This is a genomic window from Mycobacterium sp. NGS41 (genome assembly GCF_059812725.1).
Map to the genome: position 1 here is coordinate 1 of NZ_JCALDF010000038.1, position 22444 is coordinate 22444.

Consider the following 22444-nt stretch of genomic DNA (forward strand, 5'->3'; position numbering starts at 1 on the left):
TCTTAAATGATGTTAAACTACCCCCATGTCGGGTCGGAAATCCACTGCTCAGCGGGTCGGGGTTCAGTCGGCGGCGATCTACGCGCGTATCTCGGCGGATGTGGAGGGCACCGGATTAGGGGTGGCGCGTCAGTTGGAGGATTGCCGCAAGCTGGCCGCCGATCGGGGCTGGCCGGTCGGGGACGAGTATGTCGACAACGATGTGTCGGCCTTCTCCGGTAAACCGCGCCGGGAGTATGCACGGATGCTGGCCGACCTGAAGTCGGGCGCTCGGGATGCGGTGATCGTCTACAACTTGGACCGGTTGCATCGCCGCCCGGTTGAGTTGGAAGAGTTCGTCGCGTTGTGTGAATCGGTGGGAGTGCGCGATGTCGCCACGGTGACCGCCGACATCGATCTGGGCAATGATGACGGATTGTTCATGGCCCGGATTTTCGCCGCGTTCGCCGCCAAAGAGTCCGGCCGCAAATCCGCACGCATCCGGCGCAAGATGTTGCAGAACGCCGAACAAGGGTTGCCGCACGGTTCGGTGCGCCCGTTCGGCTACGAGCCCGACAAGGTCACAGTGCGTTGCGATGAGGCCGCGGTGGTGCGTGAGATGGTGGACCGGTATCTGGCGGGGGCCTCGATTCGGTCATTGACGATGTGGCTCAACGATTCCGGGATTGCGCCGGCGGCATCGAAGTCGTGGCGGACCTCGGCGGTGCGCCAAATCCTGTCCTCAGGCCGTATCGCGGGACTGCGTGAGCATCATGGCCAGGTGATTGGTGCGGCGGCGTGGCCCGCGATCATCACCCCGGCACAGCGCGATCAGGTGTTGGCCCGCATGACGGCTCGCGCGCTGACGAAGACTCGTGCGCCGCGCACCTATCTGCTGTCGGGGTTGTTGCGCTGCGGGCGGTGCGGCAACCGGTTGTATTCCCAAGCCCGCCATGTCAATCCCGAGAATCGGGTGCGTCGCTATGTGTGTTTGAGCGGGCCGGATCAGAGCGGCTGCGGGCGGCTGACGGTGGTGGCCCAACCCGTCGAGGAGCTGTTGACCGACGCGGTGCTAATCCGGCTCGACTCGCCAGCACTGGCCGATGCGCTGGCGGGCAAGTCCAGCGTCGATGCCGATGTGGCGGCGTTGTCGGCCCAGCTCGACGCCGACACCACCCGCTTGGACGAGCTGGCCGCGCTCTATGCGAACGGCACCGTGACCGCGCGCGAGTGGATCACCGCCCGCGACCCCATCACCGCCCGCCTGGCCGAAACGCGCCGAGCGATCGCGACAGCCACCGACACCACCGACGTCCAAGAGTTGGCCGGCACCGGGCATCTGCTCCGCGAGCAGTGGGACGGCTTGGACATCGACCGCCAACAAGCCGTCATCAAATCCGTGCTCGATCACGCCGTCATCGCTCCGGGGACCCCTGGGTCGCGCAGCCTGGACATCGGCCGGGTGGCACCGGTGTGGCGGGTCTGAACCGAGGACCGCGCCTGGCGGTCCGTCCCGAGCAGGGTGGCGATGCGTGCGATGACGGTCGGATCGGACACGGTGACTGGCACGTTCTGGCGTTCACATGAGGCGGTCAGCCACGCGATGAACTCGGGCCGCTCATGGGGCGGGACCGCGCCAGCGCCGGGGTTGGCGGCGGTGCCGTCCGCGGGTGTCGTGGCCATCACCCGGCTCCTGGTGGCGCTGGCGGGATGCGGTTGGCGACAGTCCGGGATTCGGTGATACCGGTGATGCGGGCGCCGATGTGGCGCAAGGCCGCTGAGATGATCAGGACGCGGTCCCCGGCGCTGGCGTGTCCGGCGCGGTCGAACTCCCACAGCATCTCATCGGTGTCGATCGGTTGGTGTCGCCCGCCTGTGCTCGCCGTCACGTCGTCAGCGGAATGGGCGGATTGTGTATCGTCGTGTCGCCCTGAATGTTTGGTGATCTGGTGGCGGGTCCAGGTGGCGCGGGCAGTGCGCAGGGCACCCATGGTGGTCGAGTAGTGCCGCGATTTGGTAGTGATGTGGCCGCGGTAGCCCAGGGTGTGCAGCCAGCGCCCGATCCCCGCCAACGACGGGCCTGCTGGCGCGGTGTGTTCGGCGAGTTGGGCGATGGTAGCCAGGATGGCGCGCACGTGTTCAGTAACGTCCAGGTCACCGATCGCTTCGGCGGTGAGGCGTCGGGCGGTGATGCCGAAGTCGTGCAGGGATTTGGTGACGTATTTCGCCAGGTATGCCGCGACGCGACGCGGCGACAACCGCGATACCGTCGTTCCAGCGGTGTCGTCGCCTTCGGAATCGCTTGCGGCTGTAGTGGTTTCTGGTGTCAATGGTTGGGTGTCGATCTGCGTGCCGAACCGCACCGCCCGCACTACCTGCTGGTCGGAGCCGCCGTCGCCGGTAGCAACGTCGATGCGGACGTGACGGGCGGCGCGCTGAACCAGGGCGGCCAGCTCGGCGGCGGTGATCGGCGACGACCAGCCGGTGTGCTGGTCGGCTGTCGGACGGTTCTCCCCACCACCCCACGGGGCGGCGGGGCCGTGACAATGCGGCTCACGCGATCCTGGGGTGTCGTCGTTGGCCGGTGGTGGGTCGAGACGGATCAGCGCATGGATATGGGGGATCGCCCGGGCTTGTAGTTCCACGACTTTGACGAAGCTGACCCGCACCGAACCCGCCTTCACCCCAATCGCTTTGAGGTGTGTTGAGACGGCTCGCCGTAGTGCGATGGTGAACCGCCGCCACAACTCGGGCAGATGCCAGGTGAACAAGACATGCCCCAGGTAGTCGTAGCACTGTCGGCATAGCGGCTGGCCCACGACGGGGTCATCGACATGATGGGTTGTGGTGCAGCGCTGGGGCTTTCCGTGCCGGCAGCAGGCCACCAAGCTGGTAGGTGTGGCGTGGCACGCTGTACCGGTGGCGTTGTGCACGGCCCCGTAACTGGGCGCGGTCAAGGTGGCGAACACTTGCGGACGGGCCGCGACCTCAACGGGTATGTCATGGTGGCCGCCGGCGGCTCCGGCGTGCACGAGTTGCCAGGTGTCGCGGGCGTAGAGGTCTGAACACGATGGGCACACCGCGGCGCGGCGGTTGTTGCAGCGTGTCCACACGGTGTGCCGACGCCCGGCGGTATCAGCACCGGCCAGCTGGATCGGGTGGGCGCAAAACCCGACCGATTCGGCGCGATGCCACCACGACCCGAAACCCGGCAAGGAGGCGCGGCGCAGCATCTGGGCGATCACCGGCCCGGCATCCACGGTGGGCGGCAGCCCCGGCAACACGATCACCGGGCCGTCCGCCGCGACGGTGCTCACCGCTGCACCTGGCCGTCTCGGTAGTCCGGGCGGTCTGTTCCGTTTCCCGTCGTGTCCGGTGTGCGGGGGCGGGGCGCGGGAAAGGTGCGGGCCAGGACGGTGATGTCGCGGTCGGTGACGTGAAACGCCCGCACCCGCATCGGGTCGGCGGTGCCGTCGATCATCACATACCCGACACCGGGGGTGGCATCAGCGATCAGGTCGCATTCGGCGCCGGCATCCCGTGCTCCTTGGCCCAAGACCATCGTAGTTTGGGTGGTTTCGGTCATGCGCAGCCCGATCCGCACGGTGAACAGCTGCCGCACCGGCAGGGTGTCTTTGGCGGGGTCTTGCACCGCGGCCACCACCGAGATCCCCACCGCGCGGCCTTGGGAGAGCAGCAGCCCGAGCAGTTGTTCGGTCTCGGCGCGCAGTTTGCGGTCGGTGACGTAGGCGGTCAGCGCGGCGATCTCGTCGATGACGACCACGATCAGCGGTTCGGCCGGGGTGGGGGTGTGCAGGCGGGTGTGTCCCCGCAGCCGGTTGGCCCGCGCCTGCATCAATGCCACCAGTTGGCGCAGTAGTCCGATGGTGGATTGGCCGGAGTGGTGGCAGAACACCGAGAACATGGGTGCGCCGGCGCCCAGTTCCATCCCGCCTTTGGGGTCGATCACGCATAGCCGCACCCGCCCGGTCGTGACGTGTGGTGCCAGACCAGCGATCAGCGACCACAGCACCGAGCCTTTGCCCGCCCCGGTGGCACCGGCGACCAGGATGTGCTGCCCCACAACGGGTAGCTGCCACCAGCTCCGGGATTCGGTGATCCCGACCCGCACCGCAGCCAGATCGACCGGGGTTGCTCGCGTCGGCATGGGCAGGCTGATCGGTTGGGCCAGCACGTCACCGCGACTGATGATGATCCGCAGCTCGCCGGGGGTAGTGGTGCGGATCGTGAGCCGATTAGCGCACCACGCCGCTGCCAGCGCGTCGCCGCGTTTGTGCCAGTCGTTGATCGATTGGCCGGCCACCACCCGCGCGATCAGCACGTCGGTGTGGCTGCCGATCTGCACCGACCGCAGCGCTGGGACCAGGGTGCGGTCACCCAGCCGGGCGGTCAAACCGTGCAAGCTGCACACCGACGCCCAATTGCGGTGATACCGCCACCACGACAACCAGCGCTGGCGCACGGGGGCGGTCACCCACGCGGTGAACGACGACGGTTCCACGACTGCCCAGCCGATATAGGCAGCGACCGCCAGGGCGGTGGTCAGCAGGCCCGCGCGCGGGCCGTGGGCGATGGCGATCCAGATTGCGAGGATCACCGGGACACTGAGTGTGGGGAACAGGATTGCCCACCACAGCAGCTGTCCGGCGGCTTTGAGCAGCGCCCAGATCAGCTCGCCGATCCAATCATCATCGGTCGACTGATTATTGTTGTGGTTCTTACGATTTGGGGTGTTCGACATGACGGCCTGCTTTCACTTGCGGCGGATAGACGGTCAGGGGTGCTGGCCCGGCAGCCACACACGCTGTTGTGGTGACTGCCGGGCCAGCCCTCAGTTACCGGGCCTGCTGGCTCGTCTTGACGGTCGTGCCGGGGTCGGCGGCGGTGATGGTTTCAGCGCGGTACGCGATGCCGGAGCGGCCGTCTTGCGACCACGGCAACGCCACCAGGCCCGCCACCGCCACCGGCTGCCCGACCGTGACCTTCGGCTCACCGACCACGGTGACCGCCAGCACCTCGCCGCCGGTGGCGTCCAGGGCGATCAACTGCACCTGCCACAACACCTGCCCGGTCGCCTTGTCGGTGCGTGGTGCACCGGTGTCGAAATTGGTGCGCTGCTCGGGAATCCGGGTGCAGAGGAACGTCACGCCGGCCGTGTCGATTCGTAATTTCATGATGGGTATGTCCTCTTTTCGGTGAGCGGCCCAACGGTGTTGTTGGACGCATCACCCAGTGCAGCCCGACACTCGCCGCGGCCGGCAACGGCGGACTAAAACACACAGCGCGGGTGTGCAAAACTGTGCGCTCACCAAACCCGCGGCAGGCCGCCACCGCCCTATCAGTGCCTGCTCTTGTCGGCACTACCGTCGGAGAGGAAGCCGGGTAGGGTGTGCGCCAAGCCGCGCATGTGAGGCGACACCGGTGCGCCAGGCCGGCGTCGCACCTTGGGGGGACAGATGTTCGCACTGCTGGTCAGGTTCAGCGTTCGCGCTGGCCACGAGGACGCCTTCGACACACTCGTCACCGAAACACTGACCGCGATCACCACCGACGAACCCGACACGGTCGTCTATGCCAGCCACACCCAGGACGGCGAGCCCGGCGTGCGGGTGTTCTACGAGTGCTACCGCAACCACGACGCGTTCCAGGCGCACGAGGCCGCGCCGCACACCCGCCGGTTTTTGACCGAGCGGACCCAGCACCTGGCCGGCCCGCCCGAGGTGTGGACACTGACCCCGGTTGCCGGTGCCATCAGCGGCAGGCCGCTTCGAGGCGACGGTGCCTCGCGCTGACCCCACGCCCGGCGAGCTGGTCGCCCGTTACCGAAAAGAGCGGAACTGGTCACGCGAGCGCCTGGCCGGCCAGATGCACAAGTCGGTCAGCTGGGTCGCCCAGATCGAACGCAACGAACTGCCGCTGGTCGACATCACCGTGCTGGGTCAGCTTGCCGCGCTGCTGGGCGCCCCGCTACAGGAGTTCATCGACGCCGCGCTGGGACCCGACACCGAAACCGTCCGCAATCGGCCCTATGTGGAGCAGCTGCGTCGTGCGATCGCTGGCCACCCCGCCCCGGACAACATCATCACGCCGGTAGCCGACGGCCCGCCCTGCGATGTGCAGTCACTGCGGCAGCGCACCCTGAATATCTGGCAGCGCATCCATGCCAGCGCTTACCGTGAAATGGGGCCAGCAATCGCCGCCCTTATCGGCGAGCTGGAAAACGTCAGCCGCACCGCTGCGAAAACCCAACGGCCTGAGCTGCTTCCGCTGCTGGCCCAGACTTACCAAGCCGCCGCGGCGATGCTGGTCAAAGTCGGTGACCGCGGTGCCGGATGGGTGGCCGCCGACCGCGCCATCGCCGCTGCTGAACAAGCCAACGACCCCGCCCTGATCCTGGCCGGGCAACTGCGTATGGCCCGCACTCTGCTCGACTCCAGCGAACAAGCCCTGGCCCGCCACGTCTTGACCCAAGCAACACGGCACCACGGCACGATCATCGCCGGCGGCGACCCCGCACTGATCTCACTGGTGGGCTCCAGCGCCCTGCTGCTGGCGATTCTGCACGCCCGTGACGCCAACACCGACGCCGCCGAGCAGTGCCTGACGGTGGCACGTCGGCTGGCGGGTGTCCTGGGCGGCGACCGCAACCACCACGACACCGAATTCGGCCCCACCAACGTGGCCATGCACGCCGTGGGCGTCGCCGTCGAACTCGGCAACGGACAACAAGCCCTTGACCACGCCGCCGCCGTCCGCAACCCCGAGCACCTGTCTCTTGAACGGCAAGCCCGCTACCTGATCGACATCGCTCGCGCTCACCTGCTGACCCGCTCCGGGCATAACGCACTGCGAGCCCTGATCAAAGCCGAGCAGATTGCCCCGGAAGAACTTGCCGAATCCCCCCGCGTCGCCGAACTCATCGACGACATCGAAGCCCTCAACCGACGCCCACGCCTGCCCGGCCTGCGTGAACTCCGGCAACGCCTCTACGGGTGACCGCCACCCGATCCGGCCAGGTCCCGACCACACCAGCCACGTGCCCGCCGGCACCGTGCGTCGCCACCGCAGTTTCAGCCGCCCCAGCACGCTGCTCGGGCGAGTTGATCGTGACTACCGTTGGCGGGCGCCTACCTCCGGGCTTCGCTACGCTCCCTCCGCTGCCGTCCGCTGGCGCTCCCGTCCGCGCCGGTCGCTGCACTACGCCCTGCGTCCGCCGCCCGCCAACCAGTCGGCAGCCAGCCGTGCACTAATGCCGCGCTACCAGCGGCAACAACCCCGTCGACCGTGCACCCGCCGGAGGAAGCCCTGGCCGTTGGGCCGCCCCGGAGCAGGTCGCGAACCACATCGAACGCCATCTCTGGCCCAGCACGTGAGAACTTTCTTTACTGCTATTAAAGATTTACCGGCGTTTCCACGGCTTCGCGCAGTGGGCCGTCGGTAGGGTCCGCGTCCGGACCGGTGTGGTCTGACTCGTTTCTTTACCGGCCACGTGTGTTTGGTGTGCCTTCAATTGTCAGATCCGTCGGCTGCATCGGTTCGGCGCGGAACCGGCGGACGGAGTGACCTGATAGGAGCGCGACCAAGCATCCCGTAGCAGTATCGTCCCCGCCCGACGGCTCTGCCCTTCACCTAATCCCGTAATCCTGGTCATAGGAAGGGCCGCAATGGAATCCACCATCGTCGCATCCACACAACCACAGGTGATTGTCGGTGTTGACACGCACAAGCAGTTCCATGTCGCCCATGCTGTCGATCAGCTCGGTCGGCCGTTGGGCACCCATCGCCTGGCGGCCACGCCCGCCGGTTACCGCGGCTTCGTGTCCTGGGCCCACGAGTTGGGCCAGCTTGTTGCGGTCGGTATTGAAGGCCCTGGTCATTTCGGTGCGGGTCTGGCCCGCCACCTTCGCGCGGAGGGCATCGCGGTCAGCGAAGTCGGGCGTCCCAAACGGCAGCGCCGTGCCCGCTTTGGCAAATCGGACGACGCTGACGCGGCCGGAGCCGCCGCGATGGTATTGGCCGGCGACGCCCTTGGCGAGCCTAAAAGCGCCGATGGTGCCGCGGAAATGGTGCGGGTGCTGCGAGTCGCTCGCACCAGCGTGGTGCGCGCCCGGGCCAAGGCCTACAACGCCCTCCAAGACCTCGTAGTGACGGCTCCAGCTGCACTTCGTGAACAGCTGGCCGGCCTGTACAAAGACCGCCTTATTTTCGCGTGTGAACAGTTACCCGAACCCGAAAAGCTAATCACCCCAAACGATGCCGTGACCGTGGCGATCAAGTCGCTGGCCGCGCGTTGCCGCGAGCTCGACACCGAAGCCGCCCGTCTGGAACGCCACGTCGACACCATCACCGCCACCGCCGCACCCGAGCTGCGCGCTATCTACGGCGTCGGGCCCGACACCGCTGCCACGTTACTGACCGCCCTCGGCGACAACCCCAGCCGGATCAGTACCGACGCCGCTTTCGCCAAACTCTGCGGAGTCAGCCCACTGGAAGCATCCAGCGGCAAAACCATCCGCCACCGACTCAACCGGGGAGGCAACCGTGACGCCAACCGTGCGCTGCACGTCATCCGGGTGGTGCGCATGCGTCGTCATCAGCCCACCCGCGACTACTTCGCTCGCCGCCTGGCCGAAGGCAAAACCAAGAACGAGATCATGCGCTGCGTCAAGCGCTACATCGCCCGCGAGATCTACCACGCCCTCCGCGAACCCAGCAGAAGAACCAACGAACTCATTGCCTGAAGATAGGAGCATCTGCTATCAAGTCGTCGTCGTTACGCTCCACACGTTCAACTACCGCGTCGAAGTCACCGGCAAGGCTGCCGGTGTCCGGGCATCGTCGTCAACGAGGTCCGGCCGCCAGTACACAAGCGCATCGGCGATCAAGGCGGCCTTCGACGCCCAGCGGCGGTATATCGCAGCTTTACCCACACCCGCTCGCGCGGCGACGTCGTTCATGTTTGTGTGGTTGTAGCCTTTCTCGGTCTCGGTGAGTGCGGCCAGCGCGGCGTTGAGTATCGCGGGATCGCGGGATCGATCGAGCCGGCCTTGGGTGCGTTGGCGCTGTTTTGATTGCGTGTCTGACACGCATTCCGCTTGAGCGACCGACTTTGTCACCAGCTTGCCAGGCCCGGTCACGACGCTCACGCCTTCGTTGCCGGAATGGGCGCGGTGTCGTCCTCCGCCCGCTGTGGTTCGGGTTCGCTACGGCTGCGCCCGGTAATTTCAAAGGTGTTGAGCGGCCACCAGAACCAGCGGCCCAGCGCCGCAGCGATCGATGGCGTCATGAACGAACGCACGATCAACGTGTCGACAACCAGGCCGATACCGATGGTCATGCCGAGCTGACCGACCACGCGCAGGTCGCTGACAATCATCGCCATCATGGTGAACGCGAACACCAAGCCGGCCGCGGTGACGACGCGACCGGTGGCCCCGATGCCCCGGATGATGCCCGTGTTGAGGCCGGCGTGGATCTCTTCTCTGAAGCGTGAGACCACCAGGAGGTTGTAGTCCGAACCGACTGCCAGCAGGATCACTATCGACAACGGGATCACGATCCACTGCACGCCCAGGCCCAGGATGTCCTGCCAGAGCAGCACCGACAAACCACACGCGGTACCCAAGGATGCGGCCACGGTTCCGACGATCACGAGGGCAGCCACCACGCTGCGGGTGATCAACAACATGATCGCGAAAATGAGGATCATCGCTGCGATCATCGTCATCGTCAGGTCGGTGACGACGCCGTCCTGCATATCGGCATACAGCGATGCGGTGCCGGCGAGTGAGACCTTCGCATTGCTCAGCGGGGTGCCCTTGAGGGCGTCCGCGACGACACCTTTGAGGCCCCGGACATGGTCGATACCCTCCACCGAGGCCGGGTCGCCCTGGTGGGTGATGATCATCCGGACCGCCTTGCCATCGGGCGACATGAACATCTTCATGCCACGTTTGAAGTCGGGATTGTCGAATACGTCCGGTGGCAGGTAGAACAAGTCGTCATTCTTGGCCTGATCGAAGTACAGGCCGATCTCCGTCGCGCCTTTGGCCAGTTCCTGTTGCTGGGCCTGGGTGCCGGCCTGGGTGCTATGGGTCGCGATCATGAAGTCGCGCATCTTTGTCATCGAGGTGATGGTGTTCTGCAGCACTGGCAACATCTGCGGCAGCAAATGATCCAACCGATCCAAATCGGTGGTGAGGCCTTGTATTTGGTCGGCGAGGGCGTCGATTCCGTCCAGGGTGTCGAAGACTGACCGCAGTGAAAAGCAGATCGGGATGTCGTAGCAGTGCTTTTCCCAGTAGAAGTAGCTGCGAATGGGTCTGAAGAAATCCTCGAAATCGGCGAGGCTTTGCCGCAATTCGTTGGTGGTGTCCGCCATCTCGTGGGTCCTGCCAACCATGCTGTGCGTGGTTTCGGTCATCTCCTTGGTGATGGCGTACATGCGTTGCATGTTGGCGATGGTCTTACTCATCTCGTCGGCCTGTTCGAGCATCTGCGCCGAGTTGTCGTTGTTGAACTTCGCGGCCTGCAGAGTGCCGGCGTTTTGCGCACCGAGCAGGAAGGGGATCGAGCTGTGCTCGATCGGTGCGCCCAGCGGGCGGGTGATGGTCTGCACCCGATCGATGCCCCGCATGCGAAAGACGTTTTTGGCGACCTTTTCGATCACGAGCATGTCGGCGGGGGTACGCAGGTCGTGATCGGCCTCGAGCATCAACAGCTCGGGGTTCATGCGGGCCTGGGAGAAATGCCGGTCCGCGACGCCCATGGCCTGGTTGGCGGGCATATCGGCGGGGGTGAACTTCTGGTCGTTGTACTGCGGCACGTAGGTCATCAGGGCTACGAAACCCACGATGGCGATCACGCAGGTCACCAGGACGATCGGGATGGGCCAGCGCACCACGGAGGTGCCGACCTTGCGCCAACCCGGCGAGGAGACCACGTTGTGCTTGGGGTCGAGCCGACCGAACTTCGAGGCGACCGTCAGGATCGCCGGCGCCAGCGTCAGGGCTGCGGCGATGATCACCCCAACCGCGATCGCGCAGGGCAGACCCATGGTCTGGAAGTAGGGCAGCGTGGTCATGGTGAGGCACAAGCAGGCACCGACGATGGTCAGCCCGGAACCCAGGATGACGTGCGAGACACCGCTGTAGGCGACATAGAACGCCTCTTCGGAATCGAGGCCTTTCGATCTCTCCTCGTGATATCGCCCGAGTAGGAAGATCACATAGTCCGTCCCGGCGGCCAAGGCCAGCATGGTCACCATGCTCACCGCGTACGGGGTTAAGCCGATGATGTTCAGGTTGCCCGCTGTGGCCGTAATACCCTGTGCGGCAAATAGTTCCAGGCCGATGATGACCATGGACACCAGCATCGTCACGACGGAGCGGTAGACGATGAGCAGCATCAGAATGATGACGGCGACCGAGACCACCTCCATGGTCGCCATGCTTTGGTGCCCTGCCACGCTGGTGTCGGCGTTGAGCACGGTATTGCCGGCGACATGGGCCTTGATACCTGGCGGCGCTGGTACCGACGCAACGATGTCACGCACCGCTGCCACCGACTCGTGGCTCGGTGTCGTGCCCTGGGGGCCATTGAGGAAGATCTGCACGTAGGCGGATTTGCCGTCCACGCTCTGAGAGCCCGCGGCGGTCAGCGGATCGCTCCAGAAGTCCTGGACGTTCTGCACATGCTTGTGATCGGCTTCCAGTTTGGCGACGATCTTGTCGTAGAACTTGTGCGCGGCATCGCCGAGCTTGTCCTTGCCCTCCAGCACGACCATCGCTGTGGAGTCGGAATCGTACTGCTGAAACACCTTGCCGATGTGCAGCATCGCCCGATACGACTCGGAATTGGTGGGGCTGATTGGCACTGAACGCGTCGCCGCGACGGCATCGAGCGACGGGGTCAAGATGCCCAGGCCCACCGCGACGAGCACCCAGAACACGATGATCGGTAACGAGAAGATCCGGACCATCCGACCAACGAACGGACGATGGGGCTTCGTGTGCATGTTGCTCATACGGATTTCACCAAGCAGTAGATGAACGGTTTGATGGTGTCAGTGCTCGCCCTGCTGTCACGCACCTGACCGTCGACGGTCACCTGACACCGAAGATCGTGGGTGCCCCGATCTCCCTGGGCCATGATGTTGGCCGACATCGACGGCAGCGTCGTCACGATCGTGAAAGACCAGGGCAGCGGGGCGTTTTCGATGAGATGGGGTTGTCCGTTCTCGTCGAGATAATTGAGGTTCGCGGTCCCACCCGTCCCGGTGATTTCGTACCTGATGTGCTTCGGATTGAAGTTTTCGGTAATTCCGGATCCCTCCGCCAGATTCGGGCCGTGATGCCCGGTGGACTCGCGGATGCGGGTGATCGCGTACGCGCCTAGTGCCACGACCACCACAAGCAGCAGCGGGATCCAGAACCGTCTCAACACTCGAAACACCGCGTGCGTTCCCCCAGCTTTCGTTGCGTTCAGTCAGACGCCGGACAGCCCGGGTTGACGCGAGAAGATGGCTGCCAACCGATGCGAAACTCAGTTTCCGAGTCACCGACGGTCGCGGCGATACACGGTCGCGCCAACCAGGCCAACCGACACAGAGACGGCATCCACACCTTTTTGAAAATGCGGAACACCGCCTGCCTCCTTATCTTTCGGCCACTTCTAACCCATGGCACCACAACACACCTCAGCTACCCGCACGCCCTACCTACGCGCCCGACCTCGGGCCACGATAGCAAGCAGGCACTTTGTATGGCAATGTAGTTTCTCGTATCCCGGAGGCTTCCCGAACGTCGGCCGCCACGGCGATTGGCGCAGTTCAACCGCCGGCCCATGCGATCATTCTTTGAGCCGACTCCGGGGGTGGTTGACCGGAGCTTACTGTATTACAGGCAGCGGTGTCCCGCTCATCCCCACGTGACGCCATCGCAAGCGATCGGGACGCGCCAATGCGGGTTCGGTGCGCTGTGAAGCCTGTCGGGTACAACTCAGGTGGCTTCCTACTTACATCACGGGACTATATTATGTGGGCGTGCAAGAGTCACTACACGGCAACAGCCCAGGGCGCATCGCTGAAGCGCTGGAACAGGCGGCGCGTCTTATAACGCGGCACCTCGTCGACCGCGCCGGATTAACCATGAGCGCCCTCTATGTGCTCGGCAGGCTGGACCGGGAGGGTGCGTTGAGGCTGACCGCATTGGCCACGGCCGAAGGCTTGAGCCAGCCGTCGATGACCCAGCTCGTCCAGCGCCTGGAGCGGCAAGGTCTGACCGCCCGGGTCGACGACCCTCAAGACGGGCGGGCGGCTCTGATCTACCTTGCCGACGCCGGGCAGGCGCTGCTGGCTCGCCAAAGGCAGGACCGCCGCAATCGTTTGGGCCAGCTGCTGGCAACCTTATCCCCAGACGACCATGCCGCCCTGAGCCTGGCCGCCCATGTCGCCCTTCCCATCCTTCAGCGACTCATCGACACCGCCACCAGTGGGGTGTCTGGCACGACAGCCGTATCCAGCGGGACATATATTTGATGTCTGCAGCCGACGTATCTCTGCGATGGCGTGGTATCTGTTCTCCGGGGTCCGTGGTGTGCGGTGCACTGTTTGCAACTGATCGGCGTTTTGAGTCTGGGCACACCACGCAGCTCGCGCTGTTGTATAGGTCGCGCGTCGAGACCTCGAAATCGCTTCCCGCCGGCCAGCGAGCATTCGACTTAGCCTTAGCCGCTAGGCCCTCAGCCTGCAGTTGCAACATTTTCGTGCACAGCGAAAAAATCACTGGATGAAGAGAGGAGCGGCCTCTGAGTGTCAATCCCGAAACAGGGTGGACGAAGCCGACCTGGCTTGGGCGCTCGCGCAAGCCGCCCACCCGCACCTCGACGCCGTGGAACGCCATGACATCTATATCAGAATCGGTGTGGGCGAGACCTTCTCGGCGATTTCCTCTCTGATCGCGACAGTCGTGGGCAGACGACTCACGCTTCCTGCCGAGCTTGTCAACAGGCTCGTAATCTGGCTGGACGCCTACGTCGGAAATGACGGTGAGACCCAACTTCGTCGACTCATCGCGCAGGTGGTGTCTCACCCGCTCGATCAGGCATCGCCCGGACCGGACTCAGAGACCAACTGACTGCCGAATCACGACAAACCACTGAACGGAGGACGTCACGTATGACACCAGTGGATCGCTGCTCGTCCAGAGCTTCGAAGGCCCGTCTCCGGGGTATAGAGATCTCACCCCAACATTTGGTGAAACCACAGGCCGCACAGGCGATCTGGCTGGCATCGGTGAGATGAAGCCCTTCGGTCCCTTTCGCACATGCTACGCGGACGCAAATACAGACACCGTCGGCGCGCCACTTGCCCAGCATCGCATCGCACCGTCGGATCACGCTGTGCCCGAAACCGTCGCGACCACCAACGCCGAACTGGCCGCACGCTTCCAACGCGACGCCATCCCGCTGCTCGAGCCGCTCTACCGCCGGGCCCTACGCATGACCCGCCATCGCCCGGACGCCGAAGATCTGCTGCAGGACACCCTGCTAAGCGCCTACACCGGCTTCGGTTCATTCCGGGAAGGAACCAACCTGAACGCTTGGCTGCACCGGGTACTTACCAACACCTACATCGACAACTATCGCAGAAAACAGCGCCAACCGGAGCAGTACCCGACCGAGCAGATCACCGACCAGCAACTGGCAGCCCATGCTGACCACTGCCCGACCGGGCTGCGCTCGGCTGAGGACCAAGCGCTGGAAATCCTGCCCGACACCCGGATCGCTGTGGCGATGCAGACCCTGCCCGAACAACTCCGCATGAGCGTGTACTACGCCGATGTCGAAGGTTTCCCGTACCACGAGGTCGCCCAAATCATGAACACCTCAGCAGGAACCGTCAGATCCCGGCTCCACCGCGGACGCCGCCAACTGCGCCGCCTACTCCTCGACATCACAGCAACAACGAATCGTCATGCTGATCCCGGGCGCAACTCCGATCGATAGATAGGGATTGCAGTTGAGTCGAAATCATCGTCTTTGTGGCCAACGGAACCTAATTGTGGGCAAAGTCTATTTGCGAGCTAAACTCCACTCGCAGTTCGGATTCCGAGTATACGCACGATTGTTTCACCCAGCGAATCGTCGCGTGCAAGCATCGCCTGGTCCGCGTGCAATTCCTGATGTCATGGCACGAGGTAGCAAGGGCTAACGATCGAGTCGCGCACCCAGCCATGGAATGGAATCGCGAAGGAGTGGCACCGACCACACGCTTGGCAAATCGCCACTTGGCTCGGCTGACCGCGGACGCAAGAAGCACGGAGCGAGGCGAAAGGATGCACCGATGAAGACCTTGTCATCCTCAAGTCGGGGCCGAACGCAGGGAATAACGTGGCACCGGCGCTCATTTGGGAGCACGGTCGGCGCAACCTCGGGCTGCGCCACGCCGGCATCCTGGTGGCGGCATTCACGGTGCTCGACGACCCCGGCGTCAGGGGCGGCATTTTTAAGTTCGACGTACACCCGTGCCGCGGATTCGCCGAAGACCGACCGCCCTAACGAGAGATCCCTTGGACACCCAGGGAAATTCGCGCATCCTGAACCCCATTGCCGTTCAGTAGGCGTGAAATGAATGACCGGTACGCGCTAACCGGTCCTCAGACGCATACATTGCCTGTATAGGTGCAGAAGACCATCGAGAACCGCGCCACTTCGGCAGCGGTCAAACTGCTGCTATGGTTGACCATCCGCCGCACCGAAGACAAACGCGCCCGCACGCGAAAAAGACCGTGGCAAATCGAACAACTTTCGCTACGTTGAACGACATGGCGCTGCATCGCAAGCCAAGCCAAAGCGAACCCAAGATGAGGGTAGATCAACAACTTGTCAGCAACCTGAAGTGTTATTGCCGTACCCATCATTTGGTGAAGACCTTCTGGGGCTGGACGGAAAAGCAACTGCCCGACGGCACCCTGATCCTGACCTCACCGGCCGGGCAGACCCACGTCACCACCCCGGGCAGTGCGCTGCTGTTCCCCAGCCTGTGCCACGCCGTCGGTGGGATGCCCACCCCCGAAACCGACACCGCGCCACCTGAGCCGTGCCCGGCACGCACCGCCATGATGCCCAAACGTCGACGCACCCGCGCCAAAGAACGCGCCTACCGGGTAGCCACCGAACGCCACCAAAACCACCAAGCCCGCCAAGCTCAAGCCCAAGCCGACACCCAACGCCTGCGGGCCAACCCACCACCGGGCTACAACCCCGACCCAGACGCACCCCCGCCATTCTGATTGCCGGACAGCGGTTGAAAACCTGTGGGGCGCCCGAGTTAGCCCTCCAGCTTGTAGCCCAGCCCCCGCACCGTCACCAAGTGCACCGGGTTGGCCGGGTCGGCCTCGATCTTGGACCGCAGCCGCTTGACGTGGACATCGAGCGTCTTGGTGTCGCCGACGTAGTCCGAACCCCACACGCGATCGATCAGCTGGCCCCGCGTCAGCACCCGGCCGCTGTTGCGCATCAGGTACTCGAGCAGGTCGAACTCCTTGAGCGGCAAGGTAATTGTGTCGCCGTTCACCGAGACGACGTGGCGTTCGACGTCCATCCGTACCGGGCCGGACTCCAGCACTCCGTCGCTGAAATCCGTGTCGTCCTCACCGCCGCGGCGCAGCACTGCCCGGATCCGGGCGATCAGCTCGCGCGCCGAATATGGCTTGGTCACATAGTCGTCGGCGCCCAGCTCCAGGCCGACCACCTTGTCGATTTCGCTGTCGCGCGCAGTCACCATGATCACCGGCACGCCGGACCGGGCCCGCAACTGCTTGCACACGTCGGTGCCCGACATTCCGGGCAGCATCAAATCGAGCAGCACGATGTCCGCGCCCGAGCGGTCGAACTCGGCGAGCGCTGAGGGCCCGTCGTTGACCACTGTGGCCTCGAAGCCCTCCTTGCGCAGCAGAAACGCCAGCGGGTCAGCCAGCGACTCCTCGTCCTCCACGATCAAAACGCTCGTCATCGGCGCCGCTCCTCCTGATAGCGGGTCATCGACTCAGCTCTTCCTCTCGTTGTGACCGATTGGGCCGCACCTCGCGGCCCCGTGGTTGCTCGACTTGTTCATTGTCGGGCGGCGTCGAGACGGCCGGGATGGACAATGTGAACGTCGATCCGGTTCCCGGCTTGCTCCACACGCCGATGCTGCCGTTGTGGTTGGCGGCGACATGCTTGACGATGGCCAGCCCCAGCCCGCTGCCGCCGGTGGCCCGGGAGCGCGCCTTGTCACCGCGGAAGAACCGCTCGAAGACCCGCTCCTGGTCTTCGAGAGCGATCCCGATGCCCCGGTCGGTGACCGCGATCTCGACGTTGTCACCGCGCAGGCGACGACTGATCGTCACCGGCGACCCGCTGGGCGAATACGCGATCGCATTGGACATCAGGTTGGCCAGCGCGGTAACCAGCAGAGTCTCGTCACCCAGTACCCGCAGGCCGCTCGGCGCGTCGGTCCGGACCTCGATATCGGCGTTGTCGGCGGCCACCTTGTGCCGCGAAATCGCCTCCGACACAATCGTGTCGACGTCGACATCGATCATGTTGGGCAACCTTTCGGCGCCCTGCAGGCGGGACAGCTCGATCAGCGACGCGACCATGTCCCCCAGTCTGTTGGCTTCGACCAGCACCTTCTCGGCGAACCGGCGCACGGTTTCGGGGTCGTCGTGCGACGCCAACAAGGCCTCCGCGAGCAGGGCCATCGCGCCGACGGGGGTCTTGAGCTCGTGGCTGACGTTGGCCACGAAATCGCGCCTGACCGCCTCCATGCGCGCATAGTCCGACTGGTCGTGCACGAACACCACAGCGAACCGGCGGTCTTCCTCGCTCAGCAGGCGCGCGTAGCCGTGCACAGACAGCCGGTTCCCGGTTGGGCGTTTGCTCGGCGCCAGGTCGAATTCGACGTCGTCGCCGCCCAGCGCCTGCAGCGCCGACCGCCACGCCTGGTCGTCGAGCTGGCGGTCGCGCACCAGACCCAGCTCCTTGGCGCGTTCATTGAGGTAGACCACGTCGCGGTGGCTGTCGACCACCGCGACACCCAGCGGCATCAGCGCGATGATGCGCTGCAGCATCTGCGCGACGGTGATGCCGGCCCATTCGTTGGCATCTCGTTGCCGGCGCTCGCCGCGCCGGGCTGCCAGGCGGACGCCGATCGCCACGCCTGCGGCCAGTGCCAGCGCGGACAAAACCCCCGCCAGCAACAGTGCCGAGAACACAGTCACAACCGAAATCCTACAAATCTGGTGAACGCCGCCCTAGCGCAGCGAGGCCAAAATCGGACAAGTCACATATTGCGCCACAGGTGTTCGGCCCCCGTTCACGTGCTGTTTGGCAAATGGCCCTGTTCGCTTGACCCTCGAAAGGTCAGTCAAGCCTTGGCCGCGCCCTGGCTGGCTACCGCCGCAGCACCCGCGGCGGCCGCCTCCGGATCCAGATAGGTGCCGCCGGCCACCGCCGGCCGCAAATCCGGATCCAGGTCGTAGCGCAGCGGAATGCCGGTCGGGATGTTCAGCCCGACGACTTCGTCGTCGGACATCTGGTCCAGGTGCTTGACCAGGGCCCGCAACGAGTTGCCGTGCGCGACGATCAGCACCGTCTTGCCGAACCGCAGATCCGGCACGATGACGTCGGTGAAGTACGGCAGGAACCGGGCCACCACGTCGGCCAGGCATTCGGTCAGCGGGCCGCCGCCGATGTCGGCGTAGCGGGGGTCGGCGTCCTGGCTGAACTCACTGCCTCGCTCAATCGGCGGCGGCGGTGTGTCGTAGCTGCGCCGCCAGGCCATGAACTGCTCTTCGCCGTAGCGGGCCTTGGTCTCGGCTTTATCCAGACCCTGCAGCGCGCCGTAGTGACGTTCGTTGAGCCGCCAGTTGCGCCGCACCGGAATCCACAGCCGGTCGGCGATGTCCAGCGTCAGGTGCGCGGTGGTGATCGCGCGCCGCAACAGCGAGGTGTAGAGGATGTCGGGCAACAGGTTCTGTTCGGCCAGGAACTCGCCGGCCCGAATCGCTTCTGCCCGGCCCTTTTCGGTCAGCCCGACGTCGACCCAGCCGGTGAACAGGTTGAGGGCATTCCAGTCGCTCTCGCCGTGGCGGAGCAGCACCAGCGTGGCAGTGTCTCCCATGCCGGTCAGTCTCTCACGCACGACCCAAAGCGGCGCTAAACGCTAATCCTCGTCGTCATCGTCCTCGATGAGGTGCGCGAATGCTTCCAGGTTCTTCAGCGACTCCCCGCGCGACACCCGCCACTCCCACTCTTTCTGGATCGACGACCGAAAACCCAACTCCAGCAACGTGTTGAAGTCCGAGTCCACCGCTTCGAGGACCTGCCCGAGCACCCTGTCGATCTCGTCGGAGTCGACCGAGGCCAGCGACATCCGGCCGACCAGATAGATGTCGCCGACGTTGTCCAGCGTGTAGGCCACCCCGTAAAGCCGGCGATTGCGTTTGAGCAGGAACCGGTAGACACCCTCGTGGTTTTCGTCGGGCTTGCGGCAGACGAACGCCTCGACGCGCACCGAATGCTCGCCGATGCTCAGGATGGTGTTCGTCTTGAGTTTGCGCTCGCCGGGCAGCTCCACGACCAGGCCAGGCGGACCGCCATGCGCGCCCCCGTGTTCCGAGTACGTCAGCTGGCTGGCCTGCAGCGCCCGCTCGATCAGCTGTTGCGTGGCCTGCGGCACGGATGATGTCATGCGCCCACGCCGCGACGCGGCGCCCAGCGACGGCCAACGCGCACCGATACCAACTCGCGTACCTGGCGCTGAGCTCGGAAGTCTCCGATCGCCCGCTGATAGCTGGCCAGCAGCGCGTCGGTGGTGTTTTCCCAGGAGAAATTGGCCGCGTGTGCGACCGCGGCGCGGCTCATCGCCGCGGCCTGCGGTTCGGCGGTGAGCCGCAGCAGGTGATCCAGGGCATCGGCCCACCGATCGACGTCGTGGCCGGACACCAGGGTGCCGGTGATCCCATCGCGCACGGCGACCGGCAGTCCGCCCACCGCGGCCGCGGCCACCGGGGTGCCGCAAGCCTGCGCCTCGAGGGCGACCAGACCGAACGACTCCGAGTAGCTCGGCACCGCCACCAGGTCCGCGCCCTGGAACAGGGTAGCCAGATCGGCCCGCGACTGCGGGGGCAGGAAGGTCACGCGATCGGTGATGCCCAGTTCGTCGGCCAGCCGAACCAGCCCGTCCGGTGAGGCCAGACCGCTGCCCGACGGCCCGCCGGCCACGACGATGCGCACCCGCGGCAACTTCGCCGCGGCGCGCAGCACAATGTCGGGTGCCTTCAACGGCTGAATCCGGCCCACGAAGGCGACCACGCGCTCGTCGGGCGGCAGGCCCAGCACGGCCCGGGCGGCCCGCCGGTCACCCGGCCGGAAGACATCCAGATCGACGCCGGGATGGACCACGTCGATGCGGGTCGGGTCCGCGTGATGAATCGAAATCAGTTGTCTGGCTTCATCATCGGTGTTGACGATCAGCCGGTCCGCCTCGTCCACCACCTGCTGTTCGCCGACCGTGCGCAGCGGTGGCTCGGGCGTGTCTCCGTCGGCCAGCGCCGCGTTCTTCACCGCGGCCAGTGTGTGCGCGGTGTGCACCAGCGGCACCGCCCACCGGTCGCGAGCCAGCCAGCCGACCTGACCGGACAGCCAATAGTGCGAATGCACGATGTCGTAGTGCCCCGGCTCGTGGTCCGCTTCGGCGCGCAATACGCCCGCCGCGAACGCGCACAACTGGGTCGGCAGGTCGTATTTGTCCAGGCCCTCGAACGGGCCGGCCACGACGTTGCGGACTAGCACGCCGGGCGCTACCCGGGCAACCGGCGGGTCGGCTGATGCGGTGGCGCGGGTGAAAATCTCCACCTCGATGCCCCGTCTGGCCAGGTGCAACGCGCTCTGCAGCACGTAGACATTCATGCCGCCGGCGTCGCCGGTGCCGGGCTGGGCCAGTGGTGAGGTGTGCACCGCCAATAGCGCCACCCGGCGCGGATAATTCACTGCCGAGTTGTCGTGGCGCACGCTTTCATCTTTACAGCACGCTCCGCGACGGCCTGGCTACCGCATCAGGCCGACGACTCCGGGACAGCCTCCCGCAGCCGCGAGTCCAGCACCCCGGAGCGGCGCATCGCGCCCAACGGGTCGGCATAAAGCCCGCCCAGGGACACTATCCCCGCGCCGGCTTCCTGCACCCGGTTGCCGAAGGCCGTGACGCGGATATCGCGCGGCGCCAGCACCGAGCGTGCGGCAAATGCCGCCTCGACCTCCTCCATCCCCTCCGGATACTCGGTGAACGCGTGGCCACCGACCACCAGCTCGTCGGGATTGAGCAGGTCGCGCAGCAACGCGACCGCCTCGCCGAGGATGCAGGCGCGCTCCGCCAGCAGATCTTTGGCCAGCTGGTTGCCGGCCCGGGCCACCCGCAGCAGGTCCGTTATCGCGGCGGCGGACCCGACCGTACGGTTCGTGGGGGCGACACCGGGCAGGATGCGCAACCGCCGCGCAGCGGCCAAGACCGCTTCGTCGCTGACCGTCGACTCCAGCAGCCCGGTGCCGCCGAGCAGATCGGAGTGCGCCGGCAGGCCCGCGATGGTTCCGGGGCCGCTGGCCGGGCAGTGCACCCGACCGTCGATCACCAGCGCATAACCCACCGTCTCGCGGGCGTAGACGTAGAGCGTGGTCGCCGTGGTCGGCGCGAAGCGCCGCATGCCGAGCAGCAACTCGGCACCGGCCATGGCGTCGACGTGGGACGCCACCGACACCGGCAGGCCCAGCGCATCGGCCAGCACCGGCCCGACGGGCGCCTGTCGCCAGCCCAGCCGGGTGTGGTCGACATGGCCGGTAGCGCTGTCGACGGTGCCACCGATGGCCACCCCGACCCACAGCGGCCGGCGCCGGTGCCACCGCCTCAGGTACCGGTCCGCGCTGTCGGCCAGCGAGGACAGCGCGGGCCCAGCGGCGCTGCGCGGCGTCGGGGTCTCGACCGTGTCGAGTGTGCGGCCGAACAGGTCGGTGGCCACGATGCTGGTGGTTCGCGCACCGATGTGGATGCCCAACGTCACGAACGGTTCGTGATTGACCTCGACGGGCACTCGCGGGCGCCCGATGGCGCCGGAGACGGCCAGGTCCGCGCGCTCGCGCAGCAGCCCGGCCTCGAGCAGGGCGATGACTTGGCGGTTCACCGTCGCGATGCTCAGCGAGGTGACATTGGCGATGACGTCACGCCCGACCGGGCCGCGTAATCGCACCGCCCGGAAGACCGACGCAGCGGCCGAGTCAGACAGATGCAGCGACGGCGGCACGATCTGCCGGTGTGACCGCAGCTGGCCGCGGCGGGTGGGCGAATGGTGGGTGAAAGATGTTGAGCGCACGGGCGTCCTTAGTCCGAGTTGTGTTGGCCGGTCCCTGG

20 protein-coding genes and 2 pseudogenes are annotated in these 22444 nt (G+C 65.5%); 9 read left to right on the forward strand and 13 right to left on the reverse strand.

Annotated elements, in window-relative coordinates:
• The first annotated feature begins 25 nt into the window (after positions 1-25).
• A complete protein-coding gene (locus tag AC5Y21_RS23140; RefSeq protein WP_499915922.1) occupies positions 26-1465 on the forward strand; it encodes a recombinase family protein in 1440 nt (479 codons plus the stop codon).
• On the opposite strand, the gene AC5Y21_RS23145 is transcribed toward AC5Y21_RS23140, so the two are convergent.
• The 4 genes from AC5Y21_RS23145 to AC5Y21_RS23160 form a co-directional block, all read right to left on the reverse strand.
• The gene (locus tag AC5Y21_RS23145) at positions 1387-1662 is read right to left on the reverse strand and encodes a hypothetical protein (protein WP_499915924.1); all 276 of its coding nucleotides are present in this window, start codon (positions 1660-1662) and stop codon (positions 1387-1389) included. The two genes, AC5Y21_RS23140 and AC5Y21_RS23145, sit on opposite strands and share 79 nt — an antisense overlap.
• The gene (locus tag AC5Y21_RS23150; RefSeq protein ID WP_499915926.1) at positions 1662-3296 is read right to left on the reverse strand and encodes a replication initiator; all 1635 of its coding nucleotides are present in this window, start codon (positions 3294-3296) and stop codon (positions 1662-1664) included. Before AC5Y21_RS23150 ends, AC5Y21_RS23145 begins: the two co-directional genes overlap by 1 nt.
• Positions 3293-4741 carry an FtsK/SpoIIIE domain-containing protein gene (locus tag AC5Y21_RS23155; RefSeq protein WP_499915928.1) on the reverse strand — a complete coding sequence of 483 codons (1449 nt, stop codon included), beginning with the start codon at positions 4739-4741 and terminating at the stop codon, positions 3293-3295. Before AC5Y21_RS23155 ends, AC5Y21_RS23150 begins: the two co-directional genes overlap by 4 nt.
• 94 nt (positions 4742-4835) lie before the next feature.
• The gene (locus AC5Y21_RS23160) at positions 4836-5174 is read right to left on the reverse strand and encodes an SCO3933 family regulatory protein (RefSeq protein ID WP_065517265.1); all 339 of its coding nucleotides are present in this window, start codon (positions 5172-5174) and stop codon (positions 4836-4838) included.
• A gap of 282 nt (positions 5175-5456) precedes the next feature.
• On the opposite strand from AC5Y21_RS23160, the gene AC5Y21_RS23165 reads away from it, so the two are divergent.
• From AC5Y21_RS23165 to AC5Y21_RS23175, 3 genes are all read left to right on the forward strand, one after another.
• A complete protein-coding gene (locus tag AC5Y21_RS23165) occupies positions 5457-5792 on the forward strand; it encodes a putative quinol monooxygenase (protein ID WP_499915930.1) in 336 nt (111 codons plus the stop codon).
• Positions 5779-6996: a helix-turn-helix domain-containing protein gene (locus tag AC5Y21_RS23170; protein WP_499915932.1), complete on the forward strand. Its 1218-nt coding sequence runs from the start codon at positions 5779-5781 to the stop codon at positions 6994-6996. Before AC5Y21_RS23165 ends, AC5Y21_RS23170 begins: the two co-directional genes overlap by 14 nt.
• Positions 6997-7664: 668 nt before the next feature.
• Complete coding sequence (locus tag AC5Y21_RS23175) at positions 7665-8741, forward strand: IS110 family RNA-guided transposase (protein WP_499915934.1); 1077 nt, start codon at positions 7665-7667, stop codon at positions 8739-8741.
• On the opposite strand, the pseudogene AC5Y21_RS23180 reads toward AC5Y21_RS23175, so the two are convergent.
• The 3 genes and pseudogenes from AC5Y21_RS23180 to AC5Y21_RS23190 all read right to left on the reverse strand — a co-directional run.
• Positions 8737-9086, reverse strand: a pseudogene (locus AC5Y21_RS23180) (helix-turn-helix domain-containing protein); the annotation flags it as partial. The gene AC5Y21_RS23175 and the pseudogene AC5Y21_RS23180 sit on opposite strands and share 5 nt — an antisense overlap.
• 56 nt (positions 9087-9142) lie before the next feature.
• Positions 9143-12025 carry an MMPL/RND family transporter gene (locus AC5Y21_RS23185; RefSeq protein WP_499915936.1) on the reverse strand — a complete coding sequence of 961 codons (2883 nt, stop codon included), beginning with the start codon at positions 12023-12025 and terminating at the stop codon, positions 9143-9145.
• Positions 12022-12444: an MmpS family transport accessory protein gene (locus AC5Y21_RS23190; RefSeq protein ID WP_499915938.1), complete on the reverse strand. Its 423-nt coding sequence runs from the start codon at positions 12442-12444 to the stop codon at positions 12022-12024. The genes AC5Y21_RS23185 and AC5Y21_RS23190 overlap by 4 nt, the downstream gene beginning before the upstream one ends.
• A gap of 598 nt (positions 12445-13042) precedes the next feature.
• Between AC5Y21_RS23190 and AC5Y21_RS23195 the strand changes: the two genes are divergently transcribed.
• From AC5Y21_RS23195 to AC5Y21_RS23215, 5 genes and pseudogenes are all read left to right on the forward strand, one after another.
• The gene (locus tag AC5Y21_RS23195) at positions 13043-13537 is read left to right on the forward strand and encodes a MarR family winged helix-turn-helix transcriptional regulator (RefSeq protein ID WP_499915940.1); all 495 of its coding nucleotides are present in this window, start codon (positions 13043-13045) and stop codon (positions 13535-13537) included.
• Between the two features lie 292 nt (positions 13538-13829).
• A complete protein-coding gene (locus AC5Y21_RS23200; protein ID WP_499915942.1) occupies positions 13830-14135 on the forward strand; it encodes a hypothetical protein in 306 nt (101 codons plus the stop codon).
• A gap of 163 nt (positions 14136-14298) precedes the next feature.
• The gene (locus AC5Y21_RS23205; protein WP_499915944.1) at positions 14299-15006 is read left to right on the forward strand and encodes a sigma-70 family RNA polymerase sigma factor; all 708 of its coding nucleotides are present in this window, start codon (positions 14299-14301) and stop codon (positions 15004-15006) included.
• A 384-nt stretch (positions 15007-15390) separates the two neighbouring features.
• Positions 15391-15558 (forward strand): hypothetical protein, encoded by a 168-nt coding sequence (locus tag AC5Y21_RS23210; protein WP_499915946.1) that lies wholly within the window; start codon positions 15391-15393, stop codon positions 15556-15558.
• A 329-nt stretch (positions 15559-15887) separates the two neighbouring features.
• Positions 15888-16292 (forward strand): annotated as a pseudogene (locus AC5Y21_RS23215) (hypothetical protein); the annotation flags it as partial.
• A 38-nt stretch (positions 16293-16330) separates the two neighbouring features.
• Here the strand turns inward: AC5Y21_RS23215 and regX are convergent.
• The 6 genes from regX to AC5Y21_RS23245 all read right to left on the reverse strand — a co-directional run bounded on the left by regX (position 16331) and on the right by AC5Y21_RS23245 (position 22406).
• The gene (gene regX, locus AC5Y21_RS23220; protein ID WP_499915948.1) at positions 16331-17014 is read right to left on the reverse strand and encodes a two-component sensory transduction protein RegX; all 684 of its coding nucleotides are present in this window, start codon (positions 17012-17014) and stop codon (positions 16331-16333) included.
• Between the two features lie 25 nt (positions 17015-17039).
• Entirely contained in the window at positions 17040-18263 is a 1224-nt protein-coding gene (locus AC5Y21_RS23225; RefSeq protein WP_499915950.1) for a sensor histidine kinase, read from the reverse strand.
• A 146-nt stretch (positions 18264-18409) separates the two neighbouring features.
• Positions 18410-19165, reverse strand: a complete 756-nt coding sequence (locus AC5Y21_RS23230; protein ID WP_499915952.1) for a phosphoglyceromutase — start codon at positions 19163-19165, stop codon at positions 18410-18412.
• Between the two features lie 42 nt (positions 19166-19207).
• Positions 19208-19735, reverse strand: coding sequence for a type III secretion system chaperone family protein (locus AC5Y21_RS23235; RefSeq protein ID WP_499915954.1), 528 nt, complete (start codon positions 19733-19735; stop codon positions 19208-19210).
• Entirely contained in the window at positions 19732-21057 is a 1326-nt protein-coding gene (mshA, locus tag AC5Y21_RS23240) for a D-inositol-3-phosphate glycosyltransferase (protein ID WP_499915956.1), read from the reverse strand. Before mshA ends, AC5Y21_RS23235 begins: the two co-directional genes overlap by 4 nt.
• Before the next feature lie 44 nt (positions 21058-21101).
• Positions 21102-22406 (reverse strand): ROK family protein, encoded by a 1305-nt coding sequence (locus AC5Y21_RS23245; protein ID WP_499915958.1) that lies wholly within the window; start codon positions 22404-22406, stop codon positions 21102-21104.
• Positions 22407-22444: the final 38 nt, after the last annotated feature.